The following is a 20302-nucleotide window of genomic DNA, read 5'->3' as shown; positions in this document are numbered from 1 at the left end:
CAGAACCGGTATGGCACTTGTAGCTCGATGTCCTAACTGCTTAACGGTCTTTCGCGTCACGCCTCTGCACTTGCAGGCGCATGGGGGCGAGGTGCGTTGCGGGCAGTGCAACCATATATTTAATGGTTTCGCTGCGTTGCTGACCATGGAGGAGCCGGAAATCATAAAACCGGTGAAGACCGCGGAAGCGGCGAAAGCACCGGAAAACACTTCACAGCTTTCTCCTGATGTGGGGATTTCCCACCCGGGAGCGCTACAGGATGGAGGCGTGCCGGAGCCAGTGATGTCGGAACCTCACATCTCTGAACCGCCATCGGCGCAGAATCCGCCGGGACCGCTCCCAGCAGAGCCGACCGGTTCAGCCCCTGTCAAGCCAGAGGCAGCAGAGGCTCGCGCTCCTGAAACGCCTGCGAGGGAGAAACCTGACGCCAGGGCCGCGAAAAAAGCAGACAAAGCACGGGACAGGCGGGTTGCGAGAGAACAAATTCCGCAAACGGGTAACGGGATGTATGCCGGATTGGAAGACGACATGCTGGATAATTATTTGCCGGAGCACTACGTTTCCAGGAGAGGGCAACTGCCGGAGATCACGGCTGCGTGGGCCGTTGCCAATCTTTTTATGCTCATCGTGCTCGTGGCGCAGATCATCTATGCATTTCGCAGTGATCTGGCGGTTAACATGCCGAGCACCAGACCCTTTCTGGAGCAATATTGCAAAGTTTTGCAATGTACTGTTTCTCTGTCGCCATCCACCGGTTCGGAAAATACGGCATCATCTGGAATGAGCGCGAGTCCGTCTATTGGCCTTGCTGTCTCCGCTGACAAGCAGTCATCTGTTTTCGGTCATTATCGTTGGGTCCATTCACCTTGCCCGACAGGGCGAGTTGTCTGACTTCGCCAATTCCTCACTACCTGTCTCAGGCTCCTGCCCGCCCTCTGGCTACCCGATTTGGGGTAAAATCGATGTCCCGTTAAATTAGGTATTCCTCTTTTGGAAGATGCGTCTGAAAGCCTGATCGAAATCCAAGGCCTGAATTTCTCTTATGGGCAGCGTCCGATTCTCAAGGGAATCGACATGACGATGGGACGAGGGAAAGTCATTGCCATCATGGGTGGCAGCGGCAGCGGGAAAACAACCTTGTTGCGCCTCATCGGAGGCGCCGTGCGCCCGACTTCCGGCTATGTGAAAGTTGCAGGCCAGGTAGTGCACAAACTGAAGCGGGATGAGCTTTTTCGCATGCGTCGAAAAATGAGCATGCTGTTCCAGTTCGGCGCATTGTTTACCGATCTCTCGGTATTCGACAACGTGGCTTTCCAGATGCGGGAACATACGGACCTGCCGGAGTCCATGATACGGGACCTTGTGTTAATGAAACTCCAGGCTGTGGGTTTGCGCGGCGCACACGAGTTGATGCCCAACCAGCTCTCCGGCGGCATGGCGCGCCGAGTCGCACTGGCGCGCTCGATTGCGCTTGATCCTCTGCTTATCATGTACGACGAGCCTTTCACCGGACTCGATCCCATTTCACTCACAGTGATCGGGAACCTGATTCGACGCCTGACCGATGCCTTGGGCATGACCTCCATCGTCGTAACTCACGACGTGCAGGAATCCTTGAAAATTGTCGACTACGTTTATTTCATCGCGAACGGAGTGATTGCAGCCCATGGTACGCCGGACGAGGTGCGCCGATCGGTTGCACCGTTTGTACATCAGTTCGTTCATGGGGAAGAGGATGGTCCCGTCTCGTTTCACTATCCCGCCAGGCCCTATGCGCAGGATCTGAAACTGGAGGGCAGTTTTGCCTAGGCGTATCGTAACTGGTATTCAGAGTGTCGGTCATCGCGTCATAGACAGTATCTGGCGCCTGGGCTACGCCAGCCGTTTCTTCCTGCTGACCCTGATCAAGTCCGGCACCAGCCTGCGCCGCTTCACCCTGGTGATACGGGAGCTTTATTTTACCGGGGTACAGTCGCTCATCATCATCCTCGTGTCGGGACTTTTTGTCGGCATGGTGCTCGGCTTGCAAGGCTTCGAAACTTTGCAGCGATATGGAGCAGAATCTGCGGTAGGCACCATGGTGGCCTTGTCATTGTTACGCGAATTGGGGCCAGTGGTGTCGGCGTTGTTGTTCGCCAGCCGCGCCGGTTCGGCAATCACAGCGGAAATCGGCCTGATGAAAGCGACCGAGCAACTGGCGGCAATGGAAATGATGGCTGTAGATCCGATTGCGCGTGTAGTCGCCCCCCGATTCTGGGCGGGCGTGATTTCAATGCCGTTGCTGGCGGGGCTGTTTTCAGCCATAGGCATCTATGGCGGCTATCTGGTGGCTGTCGTACTTATCGGAGTGGATGAAGGTTCGTTCTGGTCGCAAATGCAAAGTGCTGTCGATTTCCGCTACGACGTGGTCAACGGCATCATAAAAACCTGTGTTTTCGGCGTCGCGGTGACGGCAATCGCGGTGTTTGAGGGGTATGATGCCGCGCCCACGGCCGAAGGCGTATCCGGTGCGACAACTCGCACCGTGGTGACTTCTTCACTCGCAATTCTTGGACTCGATTTTATCTTGACCTCGTTCATGTTCAGGGGAATGGGCTGATGCAGCGCGCAACAATGGATTTGTGGGTAGGATTGTTCGTCATGGCAGGTATCGGCGCGTTGCTCGTGCTGGCGTTGAAAGTCGGCAATCTTGGCACTTATAGCGCGAATGACAGCTATCAGGTGACAGGCAACTTCGAAAACATCGGGGGGTTGAAAGTGCGGGCGCCGGTAAAGAGTGCCGGTGTCGTCGTTGGCCGGGTGACGGACATTCAGTTCAGCACAGAGACATATGACGCTCTGGTGATCATGAATATTGACACCCGTTATAAATTTCCCAAGGATACTTTTGCCAGCATCCTTACCTCCGGTTTGATCGGGGAGCAATATATCGGCTTGGCGGCTGGGGGTGATGAAGCGACGCTCAAGGATGGCGACACCATCATGAAAACCAATTCTGCCCTTGTTCTGGAAGAAATGATCGGGAAATTTTTGTTCAATAAAGCTTCAGAAGGAGGCAGCAATGAAAATTCCGGCAAGAACTAGAAAGGGCAGTAATAAGTCCAACGCCTGCGGCAGCGTACGAATTTCACGGATAAGGGCCTGCAGGCAGGAAGCAGTTGATGCGGGCGCCGGAAGCGTCAACAGCCTAAGCATTTCGTGTGTTGAGCAGTCTAATCAAGCGAGGAAATCATGAAAAAATATCTTGGTATCTCAGGTCTGCTGGCAGCCTGGTTGGTTGCATTCCCTGCCGCCGCAGAAATCAGTCCTGATACGCTGGTGGATAACACTGCCCAGGAAGTATTGTCGATCGTTCGGCAGGATAAGGAATTGCGAGCGGGCAATATGGCCAAGATTCTTGATCTGGTCGAAGCCAAGGTTCTGCCGCATTTCAACTTCACCCGTATGACCCGGCTTGCCATGGGCAAGAACTGGAATAAGGCAACCCCACAGCAACAGGAGGAATTGGTGAAAGAGTTCCGCACCTTGTTGGTGAGGACTTACTCTAACGCCCTCAGTACCTACAGTGACTACAAGATCAAGGTTGAGCCGGTGAGGAGCAAGGCAGGGGACACGGATACCACCGTCAAAACGAAAGTCATGCAGGATAGCGGGCAACCCGTGGATATCGACTACAGCATGGAAAAAACAGGGGACGGGTGGAAAGTCTACGATGTGACGGTAGCTGGCGTAAGCCTGGTCACGAATTACCGCAGCACGTTCAACAGCCAGGTGCGCGAAGGGGGTGTGGAAAGATTACTGAAAACCCTCGGCGACAAGAATCGCGCCCTGGCCGCTAACGATAAAAAAGCAGCTGGCGAATTAAAGACGGTAGCCACGCAGTAGCCGATGACCGCCACTGTCATCCGGCGTGAAGGCGGGGAATTCAGCGTCGAAGGATCGATTACGATCGATAACGTCGTTTCGGTGGTTGCGAACGGCGTTGCTTTGTTTGACGGGGAAGAGGTGATAATCGATCTGGGACGGGTTATCGAAGCCGATTCCGCTGCCGTCAGCTTAATGCTGGAATGGCGGCGCGAGGCAGCACGCCACCATCGCAAGATACGCTTTCTCAATATGTCCCGGAATCTGCAGAGTCTCGTGCAACTGTACGGGGTATCCGAATTGATGGGCGGGGCATAATTCGCGGAAATCAGGCTGCCGCTTGCAGATCAGCTGTCGTCCAGGAATCGCGTAACGGCATGTTCCCTGCTCACCTGCACCCCGGCTTCTGGTGGATGCACTACGGTTTCGTTTTGGTTCCTTCCTCCTTTATCTCCACATGACACCCGCCATAGAAGTCGAGCAGATGCACAAACGTTATGGTGCGCTGCGAGTTTTGGCGGGCATCGATCTCAAGGTAGAGCCAGGCGAGTTTTTTGCCTTGCTGGGCCCCAACGGCGCGGGCAAGACCACGCTTATCAACATCATCGCAGGGCTCACGCGAGCAACCAGCGGCCGGGCGCGGGTGATGGGACACGATGTGGTCTCCCATTACCGCGAAGCGCGACGCATGCTGGGCGTGGTTCCTCAGGAGCTGGTTTTCGATCCGTTTTTTACTGTCCACGAAACACTGGTCATTCAATCGGGATATTACGGCTTGAAGAACAATGGCGTGTGGATAGAGGAAATCATCCATCACCTCGATCTCGCGGACAAGGCCGACACCAACATGCGAGCGCTCTCCGGGGGAATGAAGCGGCGCGTACTGGTGGCTCAGGCACTGGTGCACAAGCCACCGGTCATCGTGCTGGATGAGCCGACCGCCGGTGTGGATGTCGAGTTGCGCCAGGGACTCTGGCGCTTCATCAAGCAGCTGAATCGGGAAGGCCATACCATCGTATTGACCACGCATTATCTCGAGGAAGCGGAGGCGCTGTGCAGCCGTGTGGCAATGATGAAGCAAGGCAATGTCGTTGCCCTGGACAGCGTCAGAAACCTGATCAGCAGCGTATCGGGATGTTCTGTGCGGCTGCGCCTGTCGCCCGACACGCTGCCTCCGGCGCTACAGCCGCTAATGAGCAGCCGCGAAGAGGGTTGCTACATTCTGACCCTGGCAGAGTATTCCCAGCTCGAGCAGGTCATGGCCGCGTTGCGCACAGCAGCACTGCAAGTGCTCGAGATGCAGGTGTTGCAGCCTGATCTGGAAGAGGTATTCATACGGATCATGGGCACTCACAAAATCAGGAAGCCGGGGACGCTATCCGTATGACCGGATTTCTTACACTACTCTACAAGGAGCTGCTGCGATTCTGGAAAGTCGGATTCCAGACGGTATTCGCACCCATGGTATCCACCCTGCTATATCTCCTGATTTTTTCGCATGTGCTGGAAGAGCATGTACAGGCGTACCCCGGTGTTGCGTATACTGTTTTTCTCGTGCCTGGCCTAGTGATGATGGCGATGCTGCAAAACGCTTTCGCCAACTCCTCATCAAGTCTGATTCAGTCCAAGATCACCGGTAATCTGGTTTTTATCCTGCTGTCGCCGCTTTCGTATCGCGAAATATTTTTCGCCTACGTCACTGCCTCGGTCGTGCGGGGTCTGGCAGTGGGCCTGGGCGTCTACCTGGTTACCCTGGTGTTCTTCGATGTGCCCCTGTCCTCGTTCTCCTGGGTGCTGATGTTTGCGTTGATGGGCAGTGCATTGCTGGGAGCTATCGGCGTCATTGCCGGTATCTGGGCGGAAAAATTCGATCAGCTCGCCGCGTTTCAGAATTTTGTCATTCTGCCGCTGACGTTTTTATCCGGGGTGTTCTACACAATTCCCTCATTGCCACCCTTCTGGCAAGGCCTGTCTCACCTGAATCCGTTTTTCTACATGATCGATGGTTTCCGCTACGGGTTTTTCCACGCATCCGATATCTCACCCTATTTCAGTCTTGGCATTGTAGCCGCGTGCTTTGTGGCGGTATCATGGGTGACGCTGCAAATGCTCAAAAGAGGCTATAAGATAAGGCACTGACTGCGGTTTTTAGGGGTGGAGCGGGATACATTCCGTACCCATTCTCGTTTTTTACGGCAATTGCCAGCAACGTATGAAAGTAAGGGAAACTACAGATGGTTACAGCGGACAGCATAAAAGCCCATATCGAGACTTCCATGTCTTGTGAACTGGTGCATGTGGAAGGGGATGACGGCTACCATTTCAGCGCCCTCATCGTCAGCCCGGAATTCCGTGGAAAAAATATGGTGCAGCAACACCAGCTGGTTTACCGGGCACTGGGCGACAGAATGAAACAGGAGATTCACGCACTGTCCATGAAAACCATGACGCCGGAGCAGTGGGCGGAAAGCAACAATCAGAACTGAGCTCCCAACCGAGCTTCCCTGGGCTCTGGGCTGGGCAATCTGGATTCGAGAACAGAGACTCCCATCGGGTATCAGGCGGCAGGAGCCATGACCGCACGCAGCTTCTGCATGGCCTTGGCTTCGATCTGGCGGACACGCTCGGCGGATACCCCTAACTCATCGGCGAGCTCATGCAGCGTTGCCGTGTCTTTTTCCCGCAGCCAACGCGCCTCGATGATGTGGCGGCTGCGGGCATCCAGGCTCTCGAGCGCCTGCTCCAGTCCTTCACCCCGCAGACGCATGGTTTGCTGGTCCTCCAGCACGTGCGAGGGTTCGGAACCATCGGTCAGGTAAGCAATGGGGCTGAAGGTTTCCTCATCGTCGTCTTCCGACAGGGGTTCGAGTGAAATATCGCGGCCGCTGAAGCGGGTTTCCATTTCCACCACTTCCTCGGGCTTCACCCCTAGTTGTTCTGCAACCTCCGCAACTTCCTCCTGGCTCATGGTATCGAGAGTCTGTTTCATGCTGCGCAAATTGAAAAATAACTTGCGCTGCGCCTTTGTCGTGGCAATTTTAACCAGCCGCCAGTTGCGCAGTATGAATTCGTGGATTTCAGCCTTGATCCAGTGTACTGCAAATGAAACCAGCCGGACGCCGCGCTCGGGGTCAAAGCGCTTGACGGCTTTCATCAATCCGATATTTCCTTCCTGTATCAGGTCAGCCTGAGGCAAGCCGTAGCCTTTGTAACCCCGCGCGATAGCGACGACCAGGCGCAGGTGCGACAGCACGAGCTGGCGCGCAGCATCTATGCTGCCCTCATCACGCAGCGATCGGGCCAGTTGCAGTTCCTCTTCCTGAGTAAGGATGCGGAACTGGTTGACGGACTGAATGTAGCTTTCGAGGCTGCCTGCTGAAGGTACAGTTAAAGCGAAAGTCATTTATCCTCCTTGGTTTCCTGTGAACGTTAACCTTTTTCCGTTAACCGTTAAGAGCGTCAACATTTTTGAAAGTTCCCCCCGCTATCCATTGTGAAATGCCTTAACCTTATGAATTATTGGGGTTCTATTTTCAGAAGATGACTAACGACAGACAACCAGGCGCCGAGCCAGCCAAGGCCAGCCGAAAACAGAAACATGATCAGGCTATCCCCCATGGAAAGATGATAAAGGCGGAAATCCGTTTCATACAATTGCATGAGATGCTTTACTGGCTCGTCAGTGAGGTGGATCCCCAGAGAGATGATGAGCCATGCCACAATGCCGCCTACCAGTCCCTGTATTGTCCCGAAATATAAAAAAGGGCGACAGATAAAGCCGTTGGTTGCGCCAATCAGCTTTGCCACTTCTATTTCGTCCCGCATGGTCAGGATCTGGAGGCGTATGGTGTTGAATACCACCGCGATGACCAGAAGGCTGAGCAGCACGCTGAGCATCCAGGCCGCAAGCCGCCCCAGTTTGAGCAGTGCATCCAGGCGCTGCGTCCAGGCAGAGTCCAGCTGCACATGTTCGACCTGCCGCAGTTCCGACAAAGCCCTGCTCAATGTTTCGAGTGTCTCTGTTGAGACGTCCTTGGCAGTAATCACGAACGCATCAGGCAGCGGGTTTCCCTCGAGGCCATCCATCACTCCGGCCAGTCCGGGGCTCTCCTTGAACTGCTTGAGGGCGCTGGCCTTGGGAATGAACTTGAAACTCGCTACGTGCGGATTTTCTTTCAGAAAAGATTCAATTTTGCCTACGTCACTCTCGGTCGCATTCAGTTTTAAAAAAAGACTCAACTGGGGACCGCTCGAAAAATGGCCGGAAAGTGCCTCGACATTCTCGAGAAACACATAAATTCCTGCTGGCAGACTGAAGGCAATACCGATCACTCCCAGGGTCAGCAGCGTGCTGAACGGGATCAAGGCCAACCGCTTGAAGGCGAGCGCCAAAGCATGCCAGTGATACGAAAGCCAGATGTTCATCCAGTCAACTCGCCGTGACTGAGAGTGAGAATACGTTGCGGGGTGCCACCGAGCAGTTCAACGTCGTGGGTGGATATAAGTACGGTAACGCCTACCTGATGAAAAGATTTGAAAATAGCCATGATATCCTTTGCATACTCCATATCCAGATTGCTCGTCGGCTCATCGGCGATGAGTATCGAAGGCCTGCTGACAATGGCGCGCGCAATGCACAGTCGCTGCTGTTCTCCACCCGAAAGCGTGATGGGACGCGCTTTCTCCTTATTCAGCAGTCCCACTTTATCGAGCGCGGCGCGCACCCGCCTGACAGCCGCTTTCGACTCGAAACCGCTGATCTGCAGGGGAAGCAGAACATTCTCAAAAACGCTGCGGTCGAACAGCAGCTTCTGATCCTGAAACACCAGTCCGAAGTTGCGGCGCAGGAAAGGAACAGCGGCATCATTGAGTCTGCCGACATCCTGGCCATTGACGATAACGCTGCCGGTGGTGGAACGTTCGATCGCGGCAATGAGCCGCAGCAACGTTGTCTTCCCCGCTCCCGAATGGCCGTTGATCAAGGCCATCTCGCCTGTTTCTACTGTGAAACTGACATTCCGGAGTGCCTCGAAACCGTTGGGGTAGCGCTTGGAAACCTCACTGAAGCTGATCATCTATTGGTACGGCGAGCTGGGCGAGTCAACTCCATCTCAACTCCATCCTTTTCGTATATTCCCTCAATCAAACAACGCCCCGACAAATTCGCGTGCGACGAAAGGCCTCAAATCGTCCAGACCCTCACCTACACCGATAAACCGGACCGGCAACGGGACTTTTTGCTGGCGTTGGCGGGCGATGGCGGCAAGCACGCCTCCTTTTGCAGTTCCATCCAGCTTGGTGACAATGAGACCTGTCAGGCCAAGGGCATCGTCGAATGCCTGTACCTGATTGACTGCATTCTGCCCGGTATTCGCATCCAGAACCAGTAACGTTTCATGAGGGGCGCCGGGCTCGGTTTTGGCAATGACGCGCTTCACCTTTTTTATTTCCTCCATGAGGTGCAGTTGCGTGGCTAGTCTTCCGGCAGTGTCCGCCAGTACGATATCGATGCCACGTGCTTTCGCCGCGTTGACGGCATCGAATATGACCGCCGCCGGATCACCTCTTTGCTGACCGCTGCTTTCCTGCGCGATCACCGCGACGCGGTTGCGTTCCCCCCACGCCATCAGTTGCTCGCGCGCTGCGGCACGGAAGGTATCGCCCGCGGCGAGCAGCACAGACTTGCCCTGCAGTTGATAATAATGCGCGAGTTTTCCAATGGAAGTGGTTTTTCCAGCACCGTTCACCCCGGCCAGCATGATGATGAAAGGCTGGTGAGCGCTGGTATCGAGGGGTTGCGCAAGCGGTTCCAGCAGATCGACCAGCGCGTCCTGCAACGCATCTTTGAGCTGCGACGCATCCGTCAGGCCGTTACGTTTAACTTTTCTGCGCAACTCCTCCAGCAGCCAGGTGGTGGCACTGACACCCGCATCCGCCGTGAGCAATATGGTTTCCATCTCCTCGTAGAGGTCTTCATCGATCGCTCCCCCACCGAAGAGACCCGAAAGGCGCTTGCCGAGATTGTCGCGCGTGCGGGACAGGCCTTGCCTGACCCTTACTCCCCAATTCGAATTCGGGGGTTCGCTCGTCGTGGAATCATTTTTGGATTTGAAGAAACTTGCCATTCTGGTAGGCTGTCAGTATTTGAGACCTCGAAGTACTCTCACGCAAATCTTATTCTGGATTTTATTCTGTTTATCCGGATTCAGGTATTAATTAAAAAAGAAGATGACTTATCCGTGTTTTCGCTTTTTGCCGACTTGCCTATGGGCAGCTCTCGTAATCCCCATCTCGCTGTTCTCCTCCGCCGCTCTTGCCAGCACGCATGAATTTACTCTCGGTAACGGCTTGAGGCTCATCGTCAAGGAAGATCATCGTTCCCCAGTCGTCATCTCGCAAATCTGGTACAAGGCCGGGAGCATCGACGAGGTAAACGGCAGGACGGGGGTCGCCCACGTGCTTGAACACATGATGTTCAAGGGCACGAAGAAAGTACCGGGCGGCGAGTTTTCCCGCCTTATCGCAGCGGCGGGGGGGCGTGAAAACGCTTTCACTGGACAGGATTATACGGCCTATTTTCAGCAATTGCATAAATCCCGGCTGCCGCTGGCGATGGAACTGGAATCGGACAGGATGCGCAATCTGGTGCTGACAGAAGAGGAGTTTTCCAAGGAAATCAAAGTCGTGATGGAAGAACGGCGGTTACGTACGGATGATCAGGCGCGCGCCCTGGTACATGAGACACTTATGGCGACCTCCTATCAGTCGCACCCTTACCGGCATCCGGTGATAGGCTGGATGAACGATCTGCAGAACATGACTGTGGAGGACGCTCGGCAATGGTATGAACGCTGGTATGCGCCCAACAATGCTGTGCTTGTGGTGGTCGGGGATGTAGACCCTCGGCAGACCTTCAATCTGGCGCGAAAATACTACGGACAGATAAAGGCGAAGCCCGTGCTGTCCCTGGACCAACGCAAGCCACAGATCGAGCCGAAGCAGCTCGGCGTCAAGCGGCTGACAGTGAAGGCGCCTGCGCAGCTGCCCTACGTTGCAATGGCTTATCATGCTCTATCGCTGAGCAAGCCGGAAACAGACTGGGAGCCGTACGCACTCGAAATGCTGGCGGGCGTGCTGGATGGGAACGAATCGGCGCGGCTCAATAAAGTCCTGGTGCGCGAGCAGCGCATCGCCAGCACGGCAGGGGCCAGCTATGATTCCACCGCGCGGGGGCCCGCAGTGTTTTATCTCGATGGCACACCGAGCGAAGGCAAAACAGTGGTTGATGTAGAAGCGGCGTTGCGTGCCGAGATTGAAAAGCTCGTACGTGACGGTGTGACAGAGGAGGAGCTTGCGCGCGTCAAGGCACAAGTGGTGGCGGGACACGTTTTTCAGCTCGATTCCATGTTTTTCCAGGCAATGCAGATCGGCCAGCTCGAAAGTATAGGTTTGTCCTATCGGGATGTAGACACCATATTGCGCAAATTGCAGGCTGTTACCGCCGAACAGGTGCGAGAGGTGGCAAAAAAATACTTGAAGGACGATAATCTGACGGTTGCAGTACTCGATCCGCAGCCCCTGGAACAGAAAGCACCCGCGGCAGTACCGGCGGGGTTGCGACATTAAGCGGCGAGGTTGAGAGATGCTCCGTCACCTGTTTTTCCTTTTGCTGGGCTTTTATTCCCAATGGGCGTACGCCACTCTGCCAATCCAGCACTGGCAGGCAGACTCGGGTGCCCGCGTTTACTTCATCGAAAGCCGCGACTTGCCTATTCTAGATGTGAGTGTGGATTTCAGCGCGGGTAGCAGCACCGACACACCCGATAAATCAGGCCGCGCGGCGATGGCCTTGCATCTCGTGAACCTGGGGGCAGGAGGATTGACCGAAGACCAGCTCACCAAGGGATTCGCTGATGTCGGCGCGCAGCTGGGTGCCCATTTCGATCAGGATCGAGCGGGGATTACGCTCAGAACATTGAGCAGCGCGCGTGAGCGTGGCCGCGCACTGGAATTGTTCGGCAAGGTCATCCAGCACCCGGATTTTCCTGAATACGTCCTGGGGCGGGAAAAAGCGCGTGTCATCGCCGGGCTCAAGGAAGCAGATACCAAACCCGGCAATATTGCCGACCGATCGCTGATGAAAATGCTCTACGGTACCCATCCTTATGGATTGAGAGGTTCGGGTGAGATCGAGAGCGTGAGTAAACTGACGCGTCAGGATATGATCGATTTTCACCGGTTTCGCTATACAGCGGGAGATGCGGTTGTGTCCATCATGGGAGATGTAAGCCGTGACGAAGCCGCAGCGATTGCCGAATCCCTGACCAGGGATCTGCCACGCGAGAGACGAGGACAAAGCATCCCGGAAGTGACGCCACCCGCCGTGGGCACCCAGCGGATCGCCCATCCGGCTACCCAGAGTCATATCCAGCTCGCCTATCCCGGGATCAGACGGGATGATCCTGATTATTTTCCTCTCATTGTGGGGAATCACATCCTTGGCGGAGGCGGATTCACCTCACGCCTGATGGAGGAAATCCGCCAGAAACACGGGCTGGCCTACAGTGTTCACAGTTCGTTTACTCCCCTGAAAGAAGAAGGACCCTTCGAGATCGCGTTGCAAACCCAGAAAGAACAGTCTGAAGAAGCGCTTTCCATAACCCGGAAAGTCCTGGCTGATTTTATTGCCGGAGGGCCAACGGAAAAAGAACTGATCGAAGCCAAAAAAAATATCATCGGCAGCTTCCCGCTGCGTATCGACAGTAACAAGAAGATACTCGGATACCTCGCCATGATCGGCTTTTACGATCTGCCCCTGACCTATCTGAATGATTACGTAAAGGCGGTATCGAAGGTAACCATCCCCCAGGTAACCCAGGCTTTCCAGCGACGCATCAACCCATCCGGCATGGTAACGGTGGTGGTGGGTCTTCCGGACACGAGTGGAAAGTAAAAAACTTTTTGCAAGCCGCTACCTCCTGACAGAAGTTTTTCTCTTTTTTCATCGGGCGCACGATGAGAAATAGAGTTCGAATCATAGGAGGTGAGTGGCGCAGCCGCATCCTGACTTTCCCGAATGATATGGACCTGCGCCCCACCCCTGACCGGGTGCGCGAGACGGTCTTCAATTGGCTTGGGCAGGATATGAGCCACAAGCACTGCCTCGACCTGTTCGCAGGCAGCGGGGCAATGGGCTTCGAAGCAGCTTCGCGCGGAGCCGCGGAAGTCGTGATGGTGGAATCCAGCCCTGTGGTACTGAAAGCGCTTCGAGCCACAGCCCAGAAACTGGGAGCAACGCGCATTGAACTGGCGGGAGTCGATGCCATGAATTTTATTGATTCTGATCGACGCCGCTTCGATGTGATATTTCTCGATCCACCCTATCGTCTCGATTTGTTGCCCAAGCTACTGCCCAAATTGCACGCCCATCTTGCCGACGGAGGACTGGTCTATCTGGAAGACGATCGCCCCGCGGAGTTTGAGGGATGGGCAGTGTGGCGCACGGGACATGCGGGAAAGGTGTGCTATCACTTGTTAAGCTCCACGATAAATTAAATGGATAAAGCGATATATCCCGGTACTTTCGATCCCATTACCCGGGGCCACGAAGATCTGGTGCGACGTGCCTCCGGTTTGTTCAGGGAGGTGGTGGTAGCGGTCGCTGCAAGCAGCGGAAAAAAACCGTTCTTTACGCAGGATGAGCGGGTGGCGATGGTGCGCCAGGTGCTGACGGATTATCCCAACGTTAAAGTCATGCCGTTTTCAGGCTTGCTGATGGAGTTCGCGCAACAACAGCATGCCAGGGTAATCGTGCGCGGTTTGCGTGCTGTCTCGGATTTCGAATATGAATTCCAGATGGCAGGAATGAATCGTACGCTTTATCCGGACGTCGAGACTTTGTTTCTTACGCCCTCCGAGCAATACATGTTTATATCCGCCACTATCGTGCGCGAAATCGCTTTATTCGGCGGCAATATAGAAAAGTTCGTGCATCCCCTTATTTCGACGCAACTCGGAATGAAGATCGCGTCGAAGGATAAACCATCGAGGTAACCATGGCTTTAATGATCACCGATGAATGCATCAATTGCGACGTGTGCCAGCCGGAGTGCCCGAACAGCGCCATTTCGCCCGGCGAGGAGTATTATGAAATAAACCCTGATCTATGCACGGAATGCGTAGGACACCATGAAGAATCGCAATGCGTGGAAGTATGTCCTGTAGACTGCATCGTTCTCAACCCGGACATCGCTGAAACCCGAGAGCAGCTGTACAAAAAATACCTTGATCTTACCGGGCAAGCAATTCAGGGGTAGCCGATAGCGAGCGAGAAGTAAGAGGACGTACCGTTCTCCCTTATCCTTGGTTCTCCCTTCGCGCTGGACTTGTCAAAGGGTTGAATGGACGGAGTGCGGTAGGGGGGCGGCGGGAAAAATAGCCAGCAACTGGTTTGCTATTTCCATGATGGAAATCCCTGTCCCAAAACTGCTGGATTCCCTCTTTCGAGGGAATGACGGACGAGAAAGGTTTGTTCAGGGCTGTGCTTGCCGGACAAGCTCCTCCGGAATAGGGTAGCGCCTCGGTCCAAAAATGGCTGTACCGACTCGCACCATCGTTGCTCCTTCCTGAATGGCGAGTTCGAGGTCTTCCGACATTCCCATCGAGATGGTATCCACATCATACCCGCTCTGCTTGAGCCGGTCGTAGGCTTCTTTCAGCATTCGAAACTGGCTGCGCTGCAAAGCGGTGAATTTGGTGAGCTCCGGGATTGCCATTACCCCCCGCAACCTTAATCGCGGCAATTCGGCAACATGCGCTGCCAGATCGGCTACCTCTTCCGGTGCCACACCGCTTTTACTGTCTTCCCCGCTTACATTGACTTGCAAGCATATCTGAAGCGGGGGAAGCGCCTCGGGCCTGTCCTTCGACAAACGCTCGGCAATTTTTTTGCGGTCTACACTGTGTACCCACGCAAAGTTTTCTGCGATGCGCCGGGTCTTGTTGCTCTGTATAGGGCCGATGAAATGCCACTCGATCGGTAAATCCTTAAGTGCGTCGATTTTAACCAGCGCTTCCTGCAAATAGTTTTCGCCGAAAATGGTTTGTCCTGCGACAAACGCTTCCCGTAACCGCTCTGCGGGATTGGTTTTGCTCGCGGCCAAAAGGGTGATTTCCCCGGCTTGCCGGCCTGCCTTCCCTGCGATCTCTGTGATATGGGCTCTTACTTTTTTCAATCCAGCCGCGACGGATGATGTATTCGGTTCCAATTTTCTGCCTTTTACCAGCCGCTCCGGACAACTTGGTCCGTGCGGGTGGAACGATAGTTGAGGGTGTGCGTGAGCATAGTAGAACTACTCATCCCTGGGGTCAAGAATGCTTCCCATTCGAATCTTCTCCAGGAATAGTCTGGCAGCTCATCAGTATACGATTCTGACATTTTCCATCTTGAAATGCGCGGTCAGAGATTGCAGCGCCGGCTCATGCAGGCGGATACGCCATGCATCGCCCAGTTCGAGCTCGCAGGCGGCATCCTGGTTTCGGTAGACGATGCGCACAGGACAAACCTCGGCATTGACGCCGCTCGAATGACCGCTAGATCCTTTTTTTGTGCCGGCACCGCCGGCGTCGAGCCGGTAGGGTGCAAGCAGTTCTTTTAATCTTGTAGCGCTGGAGGATCCATTGCAATGTACTTCCACTCGTCTGGCGAAATGGGAGCGGGCGCTATCCAGATCATACAGCACATCGGCAGTTATCCGCAGTCCGTTTCCATACTCATCATCGCCCATCCTGTGACTGACTCTTGCTTCCGCGATCACAAGCTGATCTTCCTTCAACCAGTTGCGGGCAGACTCGAACAGCTCGTTGTATGCAACCAGTTCCACCTGATGACTTCCGTCATCCAGCACGATCACGCCCATTCTGCCCCTCCGGGTTACCTGCGTGCGTATTGCATATACGATGCCTGCGAGGAGCTGCGGTTCCCGCTGAGGAACCAGTCGATTCAACCGGGTGCGCACAAAATGACTCAATTCCTCCCTGTAGGCATTGAAGGGATGACCGCTCAAATAGAGCCCGAGAGCCAGTTTTTCATTTTTCAGCGTTTCCTTTTCCGGCCATACGGGCACCTTGACTAGGGCCGGACGCTCGATGATGCCCATTTCCTCCCCAAACAAGCTTACCTGGTTAACCGAGCGTTCCGCCTGCTCCGCCGATTCGAGGGCGATTCCAACCGATGCCAGCAAGGCTGCGCGATGGTTATTGATAGCATCGAATGCACCCGCGCGTATAAGCGATTCCACCACGCGTCGATTAACAATACGTTTGTCTACCCGATGACAGAAATCGAACAAGTCGCTGAACGGCCCTCCCTGCTCACGGGCCTGAATGATAGCGGCTATTGCCGATTCTCCTGTTCCTTTTATTGCCCCCAGTCCATACCGTATGGTCTTCTCGTCTACCGGGACAAAGCGATAACCGGACAGGTTGATATCGGGAGGCAGGATAACCAGCCCATTGGCAATGCTGTCCTCAAAAAATATGTGTACCTTGTCCGTATCATCCATGTCGGCGGACAAGGTGGCCGCCATGAATTCAGACGGATAATGCGCTTTCAGGTAGGCGGTCTGGAAGGCTATCAGCGCATAAGCGGCTGCATGGGATTTGTTGAATCCATAGCCGGCGAATTTTTCCATCAGGTCGAACAATTCAGCCGCCTCGCCCTCTGTCAGCCCATTCTTCACTGCTCCTGACACGAAGATATCGCGCTGCAAAGCCATTTCCTCGGGCTTTTTCTTGCCCATTGCCCGACGCAGCAGGTCGGCGCTGCCGAGACTGTATCCGCCTATCACCTGTGCGATCTGCATCACCTGTTCCTGATAGACCATGATTCCATAGGTGGGCTCGAGTATCGGTTTCAGGCGAGGGTCGAGATATTCCACTACTCGCTTGCCATGCTTGCGTTCGATAAACTCCGGGATCAGCGACATCGGTCCGGGACGGTACAGGGCTACCAGGGCGATGATGTCTTCGAACCGGTCCGGCCTGGCTTTCTGCAAAAGGTCCTTCATGCCGCGTGATTCGAACTGGAAGATTCCCACAGCGTTGCCTTGTCGCATCAGTGCGTAGGTATCGGGGTCATCCAGCGGGAGGTTCTCGAGCGAAAACGATTGAGTTTCGGAACTGTTCTCTGTCTTGCCCGACTTGCGCTGCCGGATATACCGTACGCTCCAGTCGAGTATGGTTAAAGTCCTCAATCCCAGAAAATCGAACTTCACCAGGCCAATTTTCTCCACATCATCTTTATCAAGCTGGCTTACGACCGATTCCCCCCCGTCGGCGCAATATACAGGGCAGAAATCGGTAATCTTTCCCGCGGCAATCAGCACACCTCCCGCGTGCATGCCCACATTGCGCGTCAGTCCCTCCAGTCGTTCGGCCAACTCGAGCAGATTGCGAACCTCCTCCTCCACTTCTGCCCGTTGATTCAATTGCGGCTCTTCCTCCCGCGCTTTTTTCAGCGTCATGCCCAGTTCGAAAGGAACCAGCTTTGCCAGCTGATCGACAAAGTTATAAGGCAGGTCCAGCACCCGGCCCACATCCCTTACCACCGCCTTGGCCGCCATGGTGCCGAAAGTGGCGATCTGCGAAACGCTCTCGGCCCCGTATTTCTGTTTCACATATTCGATGACATGTTCGCGCCCGTCCTGGCAGAAGTCGATATCGAAGTCGGGCATGGAGACGCGTTCGGGATTGAGAAAGCGCTCGAACAACAGATCATAGCGGAGTGGGTCCAGATCGGTAATGCCGAGGGAATAAGCAACCAGCGAACCCGCTCCGGAACCCCGTCCCGGCCCGACTGGCACGTCATTCTGCTTGGCCCAGTTGATAAAATCAGCCACGATCAGAAAATATCCGGCAAAACCCATTTGCACGATAGTATCGGCTTCGAAATCCAGCCGAGCGCGATACTTTGGCATCTCCGCAGCGCGTCGATCGGGATTAGGAAAAAGTGCTCGCATGCGTTTTTCCAGACCTGCGCTGGCCTGGTGGCGCAGGTACAAATCCAGGCTTTCGTTATTCGGGGTCGGAAACTGGGGAAGGCGATTGGTTCCCAATTCCAAGGCAAGATTGCATCGCTTGGCAACTTCCACGGTATTGGCAAGTGCCGAAGGTATGTCGGCAAATAAGACGCTCATTTCCGCCTGGGTTTTGAAATATTGCTCCTCGGTGCAATGCTTTACCCGGCGGCGATCGCCCAGTACGTAGCCTTGTGAAATGCAGACCCGGGCTTCGTGGGCGCGGTAGTCTTCCGGATTCAGGTATTGCACCGGGTGCGTTGCCACCACCGGGATGCGTAAGGCCGCCGCCAAAGCAAGGGAACGTTGCACCAGCGCTTCTGTGTTGGCGTGCCCTGCCCGTTGCACTTCGATATAGAAGCGATCGGGGAAGAGTTCCGCCCACTCTTGGGCAAGGGTACGGGCCTGATCCAAGTCGTTGTGTATAAGCGCCAGGCCTATGTCGCCCAGATTGGCGCCTGAAAGAGCAATCAGGCCTTCCGTTCCGAGGTCGCTGTCGCTTAACCAGGATTTCCTGATTTCCGCCCGCCCCCGATACTGATTTTCCCGGTAGGCGCGCGATAACAGGCGGCACAGCGCGAGATAGCCGGGATAGGATTGACACAGCAGCAGTATTCGAGAGGATTTGTCCCGATCAATGTCGTTACTGATCCACACATCGCAGCCGACAATCGGCTTGAGTCCTTTATTGCGCGCCTCCTGGTAAAACTTGATGAGGCCGAACAGGTTCGAGAGATCGGTCAGCGCCAGGGCTGGCATTCCCTCGGCAACGGCTTTGGCCACTGCCTCGTCTATGCGGACGATGCCGTCTACTACGGAATATTCACTGTGCAACCGTAGATGAATAAACGTTGTTGGAGCAGACACTGGAGGACTGGTGCGGCGAAAGGTTAGGGACTGTGGCAGCAAGCCGACTTGCGGGAAGCCGGCTAAATTTCATGGAGTATTTTACACCAGTTAACCCGCATTAAGGTCTCGCCGAGGACAACAGTTTCTGATCGAATGCTATTCCGAAGTCCGAGTTCGGTATCGGCACGGCAGTATTTCTGAAGGGGGAAGTCCGGAAGGTGCGACGAAAAACTGCGACGAAAATCGTGGTCAGGAAATCTGGGTGGCCGGCATTGCTTCGCCGGTTTGCAGCACGATCCGACTCCCTTGCTCGCCAAAAAAGCTGACGATTCTTTCCGGCAACCAGGTCAGCCTGCCGGGAAACGGAGAATCGAGGAAGCCTACATGCCCCCCCTCGTTCGGATATTCCAGGACGACCATGGAAGAAACATCTCCACTCGTGGGCAAGGCATGCGGCGGCATGAACGGGTCATTGATCGCATTTACAATGAGTGTAGGCACCTCAATGTACTTGAGCCAGGGTTTGCTGCTCGATTGATTCCAATAGTCCTCCGCATTACGAAAACCATGGAGCGGCGCGGTTACGAGATTATCGAACTCATACAGCGTAGTACAGGCGCCGACTGCGGCCGGATCGAACAAATCCGGAAAGAGATCAAGTTTTCCGACCGCCTTGCGCTTGAGCGTATCAAGAAAATGACGTGTGTAGAGCAGATTGAAGCCGGAAGCGAGAGCATTCCCCGCAGCAGCAAGATCGAGGGGCACGGAAACGGCCACAACTCCATCGATCAACCGGCACGCCTGCCTGCCCTGCTCACCCAGCCATTTCAGCAGTGCGTTGCCTCCCAGCGATACCCCGACCGCATAAATCGAAGAGTGTTGCCTGCCGGACTGCCTTTCTCTGATATTGATGCGCTCCAATATCCAGTGGATCTCTGCCGAATCGCCCGCATGATAGGCGCGTGGCAGCCGATTCGGTGAACCGGAGCAGCCCCGAAAATGTACCACCGCCGCGCGCCAGCCTATCTCGCGAAACAGGGCCATGGTGCTTACGACATAATGGCTGTTCGAGCTTCCTTCGAGGCCATGAAACAGCACTATCAGAGGTGCGTCCATCGCGCCCTCCAGCCAGTCGATATCGATGAAATCCCCATCGTCCAGTTCCCAGCGCTCGCGCCGGTAGGGAATCGAAGGGCGGGCAAGAAAATAGGGATAGATGGTTTGGGCATGGCCGCCCCGCAGCCACATCGGGGCGACATAAGGTCTTGCTGGTTGAATGGATAGGGAGGAAAGGAATGTTTTCACATCAGGTCTTATAATTCTTGCCATCTCTGAATGACGGAACTTTCACGCTCGACACGTTTTAAATATAGCAATAAAAAAAGCCGATGGTCCAGCTGAAGATTTCCTTGTGCTCCTGATTGTTGCTGGCATCCATTACAGACAAGAGTCCAGCTCCATGAATCGACTGAAGGCAGGACGATCTGTATCGCACAGCGGGACAGCAGTACTA

General features: G+C 54.8%; 21 protein-coding genes. 14 read left to right on the top strand and 7 right to left on the bottom strand.

From position 1 onward, the window contains the following. Positions 1-10 precede the first annotated feature (10 nt). The 9 genes from BMY01_RS12730 (at position 11) to BMY01_RS12690 (ending at position 6351) form a co-directional block, all read left to right on the top strand. Positions 11-892, top strand: a complete 882-nt coding sequence (locus BMY01_RS12730; protein WP_074747950.1) for a DUF3426 domain-containing protein — start codon at positions 11-13, stop codon at positions 890-892. Between the two features lie 99 nt (positions 893-991). Continuing rightward, positions 992-1810 carry an ABC transporter ATP-binding protein gene (locus BMY01_RS12725; protein WP_254772736.1) on the top strand — a complete coding sequence of 273 codons (819 nt, stop codon included), beginning with the start codon at positions 992-994 and terminating at the stop codon, positions 1808-1810. Next, positions 1803-2600, top strand: a complete 798-nt coding sequence (gene mlaE / locus BMY01_RS12720; protein WP_074747948.1) for a lipid asymmetry maintenance ABC transporter permease subunit MlaE — start codon at positions 1803-1805, stop codon at positions 2598-2600. The genes BMY01_RS12725 and mlaE overlap by 8 nt, the downstream gene beginning before the upstream one ends. Further along, positions 2600-3085, top strand: a complete 486-nt coding sequence (gene mlaD / locus BMY01_RS12715) for an outer membrane lipid asymmetry maintenance protein MlaD (protein ID WP_074708961.1) — start codon at positions 2600-2602, stop codon at positions 3083-3085. Before mlaE ends, mlaD begins: the two co-directional genes overlap by 1 nt. Before the next feature lie 147 nt (positions 3086-3232). Further along, entirely contained in the window at positions 3233-3886 is a 654-nt protein-coding gene (locus tag BMY01_RS12710; RefSeq protein ID WP_074747945.1) for an MlaC/ttg2D family ABC transporter substrate-binding protein, read from the top strand. A 3-nt stretch (positions 3887-3889) separates the two neighbouring features. Next, the gene (locus BMY01_RS12705; RefSeq protein ID WP_074747941.1) at positions 3890-4183 is read left to right on the top strand and encodes an STAS domain-containing protein; all 294 of its coding nucleotides are present in this window, start codon (positions 3890-3892) and stop codon (positions 4181-4183) included. Positions 4184-4322: 139 nt separating this feature from the next. Then, positions 4323-5252 (top strand): ABC transporter ATP-binding protein, encoded by a 930-nt coding sequence (locus BMY01_RS12700; protein WP_074748029.1) that lies wholly within the window; start codon positions 4323-4325, stop codon positions 5250-5252. Further along, entirely contained in the window at positions 5249-6004 is a 756-nt protein-coding gene (locus BMY01_RS12695; RefSeq protein ID WP_074747938.1) for an ABC transporter permease, read from the top strand. The genes BMY01_RS12700 and BMY01_RS12695 overlap by 4 nt, the downstream gene beginning before the upstream one ends. A 95-nt stretch (positions 6005-6099) precedes the next feature. Then, positions 6100-6351, top strand: a complete 252-nt coding sequence (locus BMY01_RS12690) for a BolA family protein (protein WP_074747935.1) — start codon at positions 6100-6102, stop codon at positions 6349-6351. Between the two features lie 71 nt (positions 6352-6422). Here BMY01_RS12690 and rpoH read toward each other — a convergent pair whose 3' ends face one another. The 4 genes from rpoH to ftsY form a co-directional block, all read right to left on the bottom strand. Further along, positions 6423-7268, bottom strand: coding sequence for an RNA polymerase sigma factor RpoH (gene rpoH / locus BMY01_RS12685; protein WP_074747933.1), 846 nt, complete (start codon positions 7266-7268; stop codon positions 6423-6425). Positions 7269-7381: 113 nt separating this feature from the next. Then, positions 7382-8290, bottom strand: a complete 909-nt coding sequence (gene ftsX, locus BMY01_RS12680) for a permease-like cell division protein FtsX (protein WP_074747929.1) — start codon at positions 8288-8290, stop codon at positions 7382-7384. Beyond that, positions 8287-8940 carry a cell division ATP-binding protein FtsE gene (ftsE, locus tag BMY01_RS12675; RefSeq protein WP_011382018.1) on the bottom strand — a complete coding sequence of 218 codons (654 nt, stop codon included), beginning with the start codon at positions 8938-8940 and terminating at the stop codon, positions 8287-8289. Before ftsE ends, ftsX begins: the two co-directional genes overlap by 4 nt. A gap of 63 nt (positions 8941-9003) precedes the next feature. Continuing rightward, positions 9004-9990 (bottom strand): signal recognition particle-docking protein FtsY, encoded by a 987-nt coding sequence (gene ftsY / locus BMY01_RS12670; protein ID WP_074747927.1) that lies wholly within the window; start codon positions 9988-9990, stop codon positions 9004-9006. A gap of 103 nt (positions 9991-10093) precedes the next feature. Between ftsY and BMY01_RS12665 the strand changes: the two genes are divergently transcribed. The 5 genes from BMY01_RS12665 to BMY01_RS12645 all read left to right on the top strand — a co-directional run bounded on the left by BMY01_RS12665 (position 10094) and on the right by BMY01_RS12645 (position 14181). After that, positions 10094-11491 carry a M16 family metallopeptidase gene (locus tag BMY01_RS12665; RefSeq protein ID WP_074747924.1) on the top strand — a complete coding sequence of 466 codons (1398 nt, stop codon included), beginning with the start codon at positions 10094-10096 and terminating at the stop codon, positions 11489-11491. 16 nt (positions 11492-11507) lie between these two features. Further along, complete coding sequence (locus BMY01_RS12660; RefSeq protein ID WP_074747921.1) at positions 11508-12818, top strand: M16 family metallopeptidase; 1311 nt, start codon at positions 11508-11510, stop codon at positions 12816-12818. Between the two features lie 62 nt (positions 12819-12880). After that, complete coding sequence (gene rsmD / locus BMY01_RS12655) at positions 12881-13420, top strand: 16S rRNA (guanine(966)-N(2))-methyltransferase RsmD (protein ID WP_074747918.1); 540 nt, start codon at positions 12881-12883, stop codon at positions 13418-13420. Further along, the gene (gene coaD / locus BMY01_RS12650) at positions 13421-13918 is read left to right on the top strand and encodes a pantetheine-phosphate adenylyltransferase (protein WP_074747915.1); all 498 of its coding nucleotides are present in this window, start codon (positions 13421-13423) and stop codon (positions 13916-13918) included. Positions 13919-13920: 2 nt separating this feature from the next. After that, the gene (locus BMY01_RS12645; RefSeq protein WP_074708947.1) at positions 13921-14181 is read left to right on the top strand and encodes a YfhL family 4Fe-4S dicluster ferredoxin; all 261 of its coding nucleotides are present in this window, start codon (positions 13921-13923) and stop codon (positions 14179-14181) included. A gap of 216 nt (positions 14182-14397) precedes the next feature. Here the strand turns inward: BMY01_RS12645 and BMY01_RS12640 are convergent, their stop codons facing one another. The 3 genes from BMY01_RS12640 to BMY01_RS12630 form a co-directional block, all read right to left on the bottom strand. Continuing rightward, positions 14398-15132, bottom strand: coding sequence for a YggS family pyridoxal phosphate-dependent enzyme (locus BMY01_RS12640; RefSeq protein WP_074747912.1), 735 nt, complete (start codon positions 15130-15132; stop codon positions 14398-14400). Between the two features lie 150 nt (positions 15133-15282). Beyond that, positions 15283-18807: a DNA polymerase III subunit alpha gene (dnaE, locus tag BMY01_RS12635; protein ID WP_074748026.1), complete on the bottom strand. Its 3525-nt coding sequence runs from the start codon at positions 18805-18807 to the stop codon at positions 15283-15285. A 231-nt stretch (positions 18808-19038) separates the two neighbouring features. Next, positions 19039-20037, bottom strand: coding sequence for a YheT family hydrolase (locus BMY01_RS12630; RefSeq protein ID WP_175463262.1), 999 nt, complete (start codon positions 20035-20037; stop codon positions 19039-19041). Between the last annotated feature and the right edge of the window lie 265 nt (positions 20038-20302).

Origin of the sequence: Nitrosospira multiformis (assembly GCF_900110185.1) — a bacterium.
GTDB lineage: Bacteria > Pseudomonadota > Gammaproteobacteria > Burkholderiales > Nitrosomonadaceae > Nitrosospira > Nitrosospira multiformis_A.
Note: the sequence above shows the minus strand (reverse complement) of the source record. Positions and strands in the feature narration are given on the sequence as shown.

Coding starts and splice junctions, on each gene's coding strand:
- BMY01_RS12730 (WP_074747950.1), top strand. CDS start 11: ATGGCACTTGTAGCTCGATGTCCTAACTGCTTAACGGTCTTTCGCGTC.
- mlaD (WP_074708961.1), top strand. CDS start 2,600: ATGCAGCGCGCAACAATGGATTTGTGGGTAGGATTGTTCGTCATGGCA.
- BMY01_RS12710 (WP_074747945.1), top strand. CDS start 3,233: ATGAAAAAATATCTTGGTATCTCAGGTCTGCTGGCAGCCTGGTTGGTT.
- BMY01_RS12705 (WP_074747941.1), top strand. CDS start 3,890: ATGACCGCCACTGTCATCCGGCGTGAAGGCGGGGAATTCAGCGTCGAA.
- BMY01_RS12700 (WP_074748029.1), top strand. CDS start 4,323: ATGACACCCGCCATAGAAGTCGAGCAGATGCACAAACGTTATGGTGCG.
- BMY01_RS12695 (WP_074747938.1), top strand. CDS start 5,249: ATGACCGGATTTCTTACACTACTCTACAAGGAGCTGCTGCGATTCTGG.
- BMY01_RS12690 (WP_074747935.1), top strand. CDS start 6,100: ATGGTTACAGCGGACAGCATAAAAGCCCATATCGAGACTTCCATGTCT.
- rpoH (WP_074747933.1), bottom strand. CDS start 7,268: ATGACTTTCGCTTTAACTGTACCTTCAGCAGGCAGCCTCGAAAGCTAC.
- ftsX (WP_074747929.1), bottom strand. CDS start 8,290: ATGAACATCTGGCTTTCGTATCACTGGCATGCTTTGGCGCTCGCCTTC.
- ftsE (WP_011382018.1), bottom strand. CDS start 8,940: ATGATCAGCTTCAGTGAGGTTTCCAAGCGCTACCCCAACGGTTTCGAG.
- ftsY (WP_074747927.1), bottom strand. CDS start 9,990: ATGGCAAGTTTCTTCAAATCCAAAAATGATTCCACGACGAGCGAACCC.
- BMY01_RS12665 (WP_074747924.1), top strand. CDS start 10,094: ATGACTTATCCGTGTTTTCGCTTTTTGCCGACTTGCCTATGGGCAGCT.
- BMY01_RS12660 (WP_074747921.1), top strand. CDS start 11,508: ATGCTCCGTCACCTGTTTTTCCTTTTGCTGGGCTTTTATTCCCAATGG.
- rsmD (WP_074747918.1), top strand. CDS start 12,881: ATGAGAAATAGAGTTCGAATCATAGGAGGTGAGTGGCGCAGCCGCATC.
- coaD (WP_074747915.1), top strand. CDS start 13,421: ATGGATAAAGCGATATATCCCGGTACTTTCGATCCCATTACCCGGGGC.
- BMY01_RS12645 (WP_074708947.1), top strand. CDS start 13,921: ATGGCTTTAATGATCACCGATGAATGCATCAATTGCGACGTGTGCCAG.
- BMY01_RS12630 (WP_175463262.1), bottom strand. CDS start 20,037: ATGTGGCTGCGGGGCGGCCATGCCCAAACCATCTATCCCTATTTTCTT.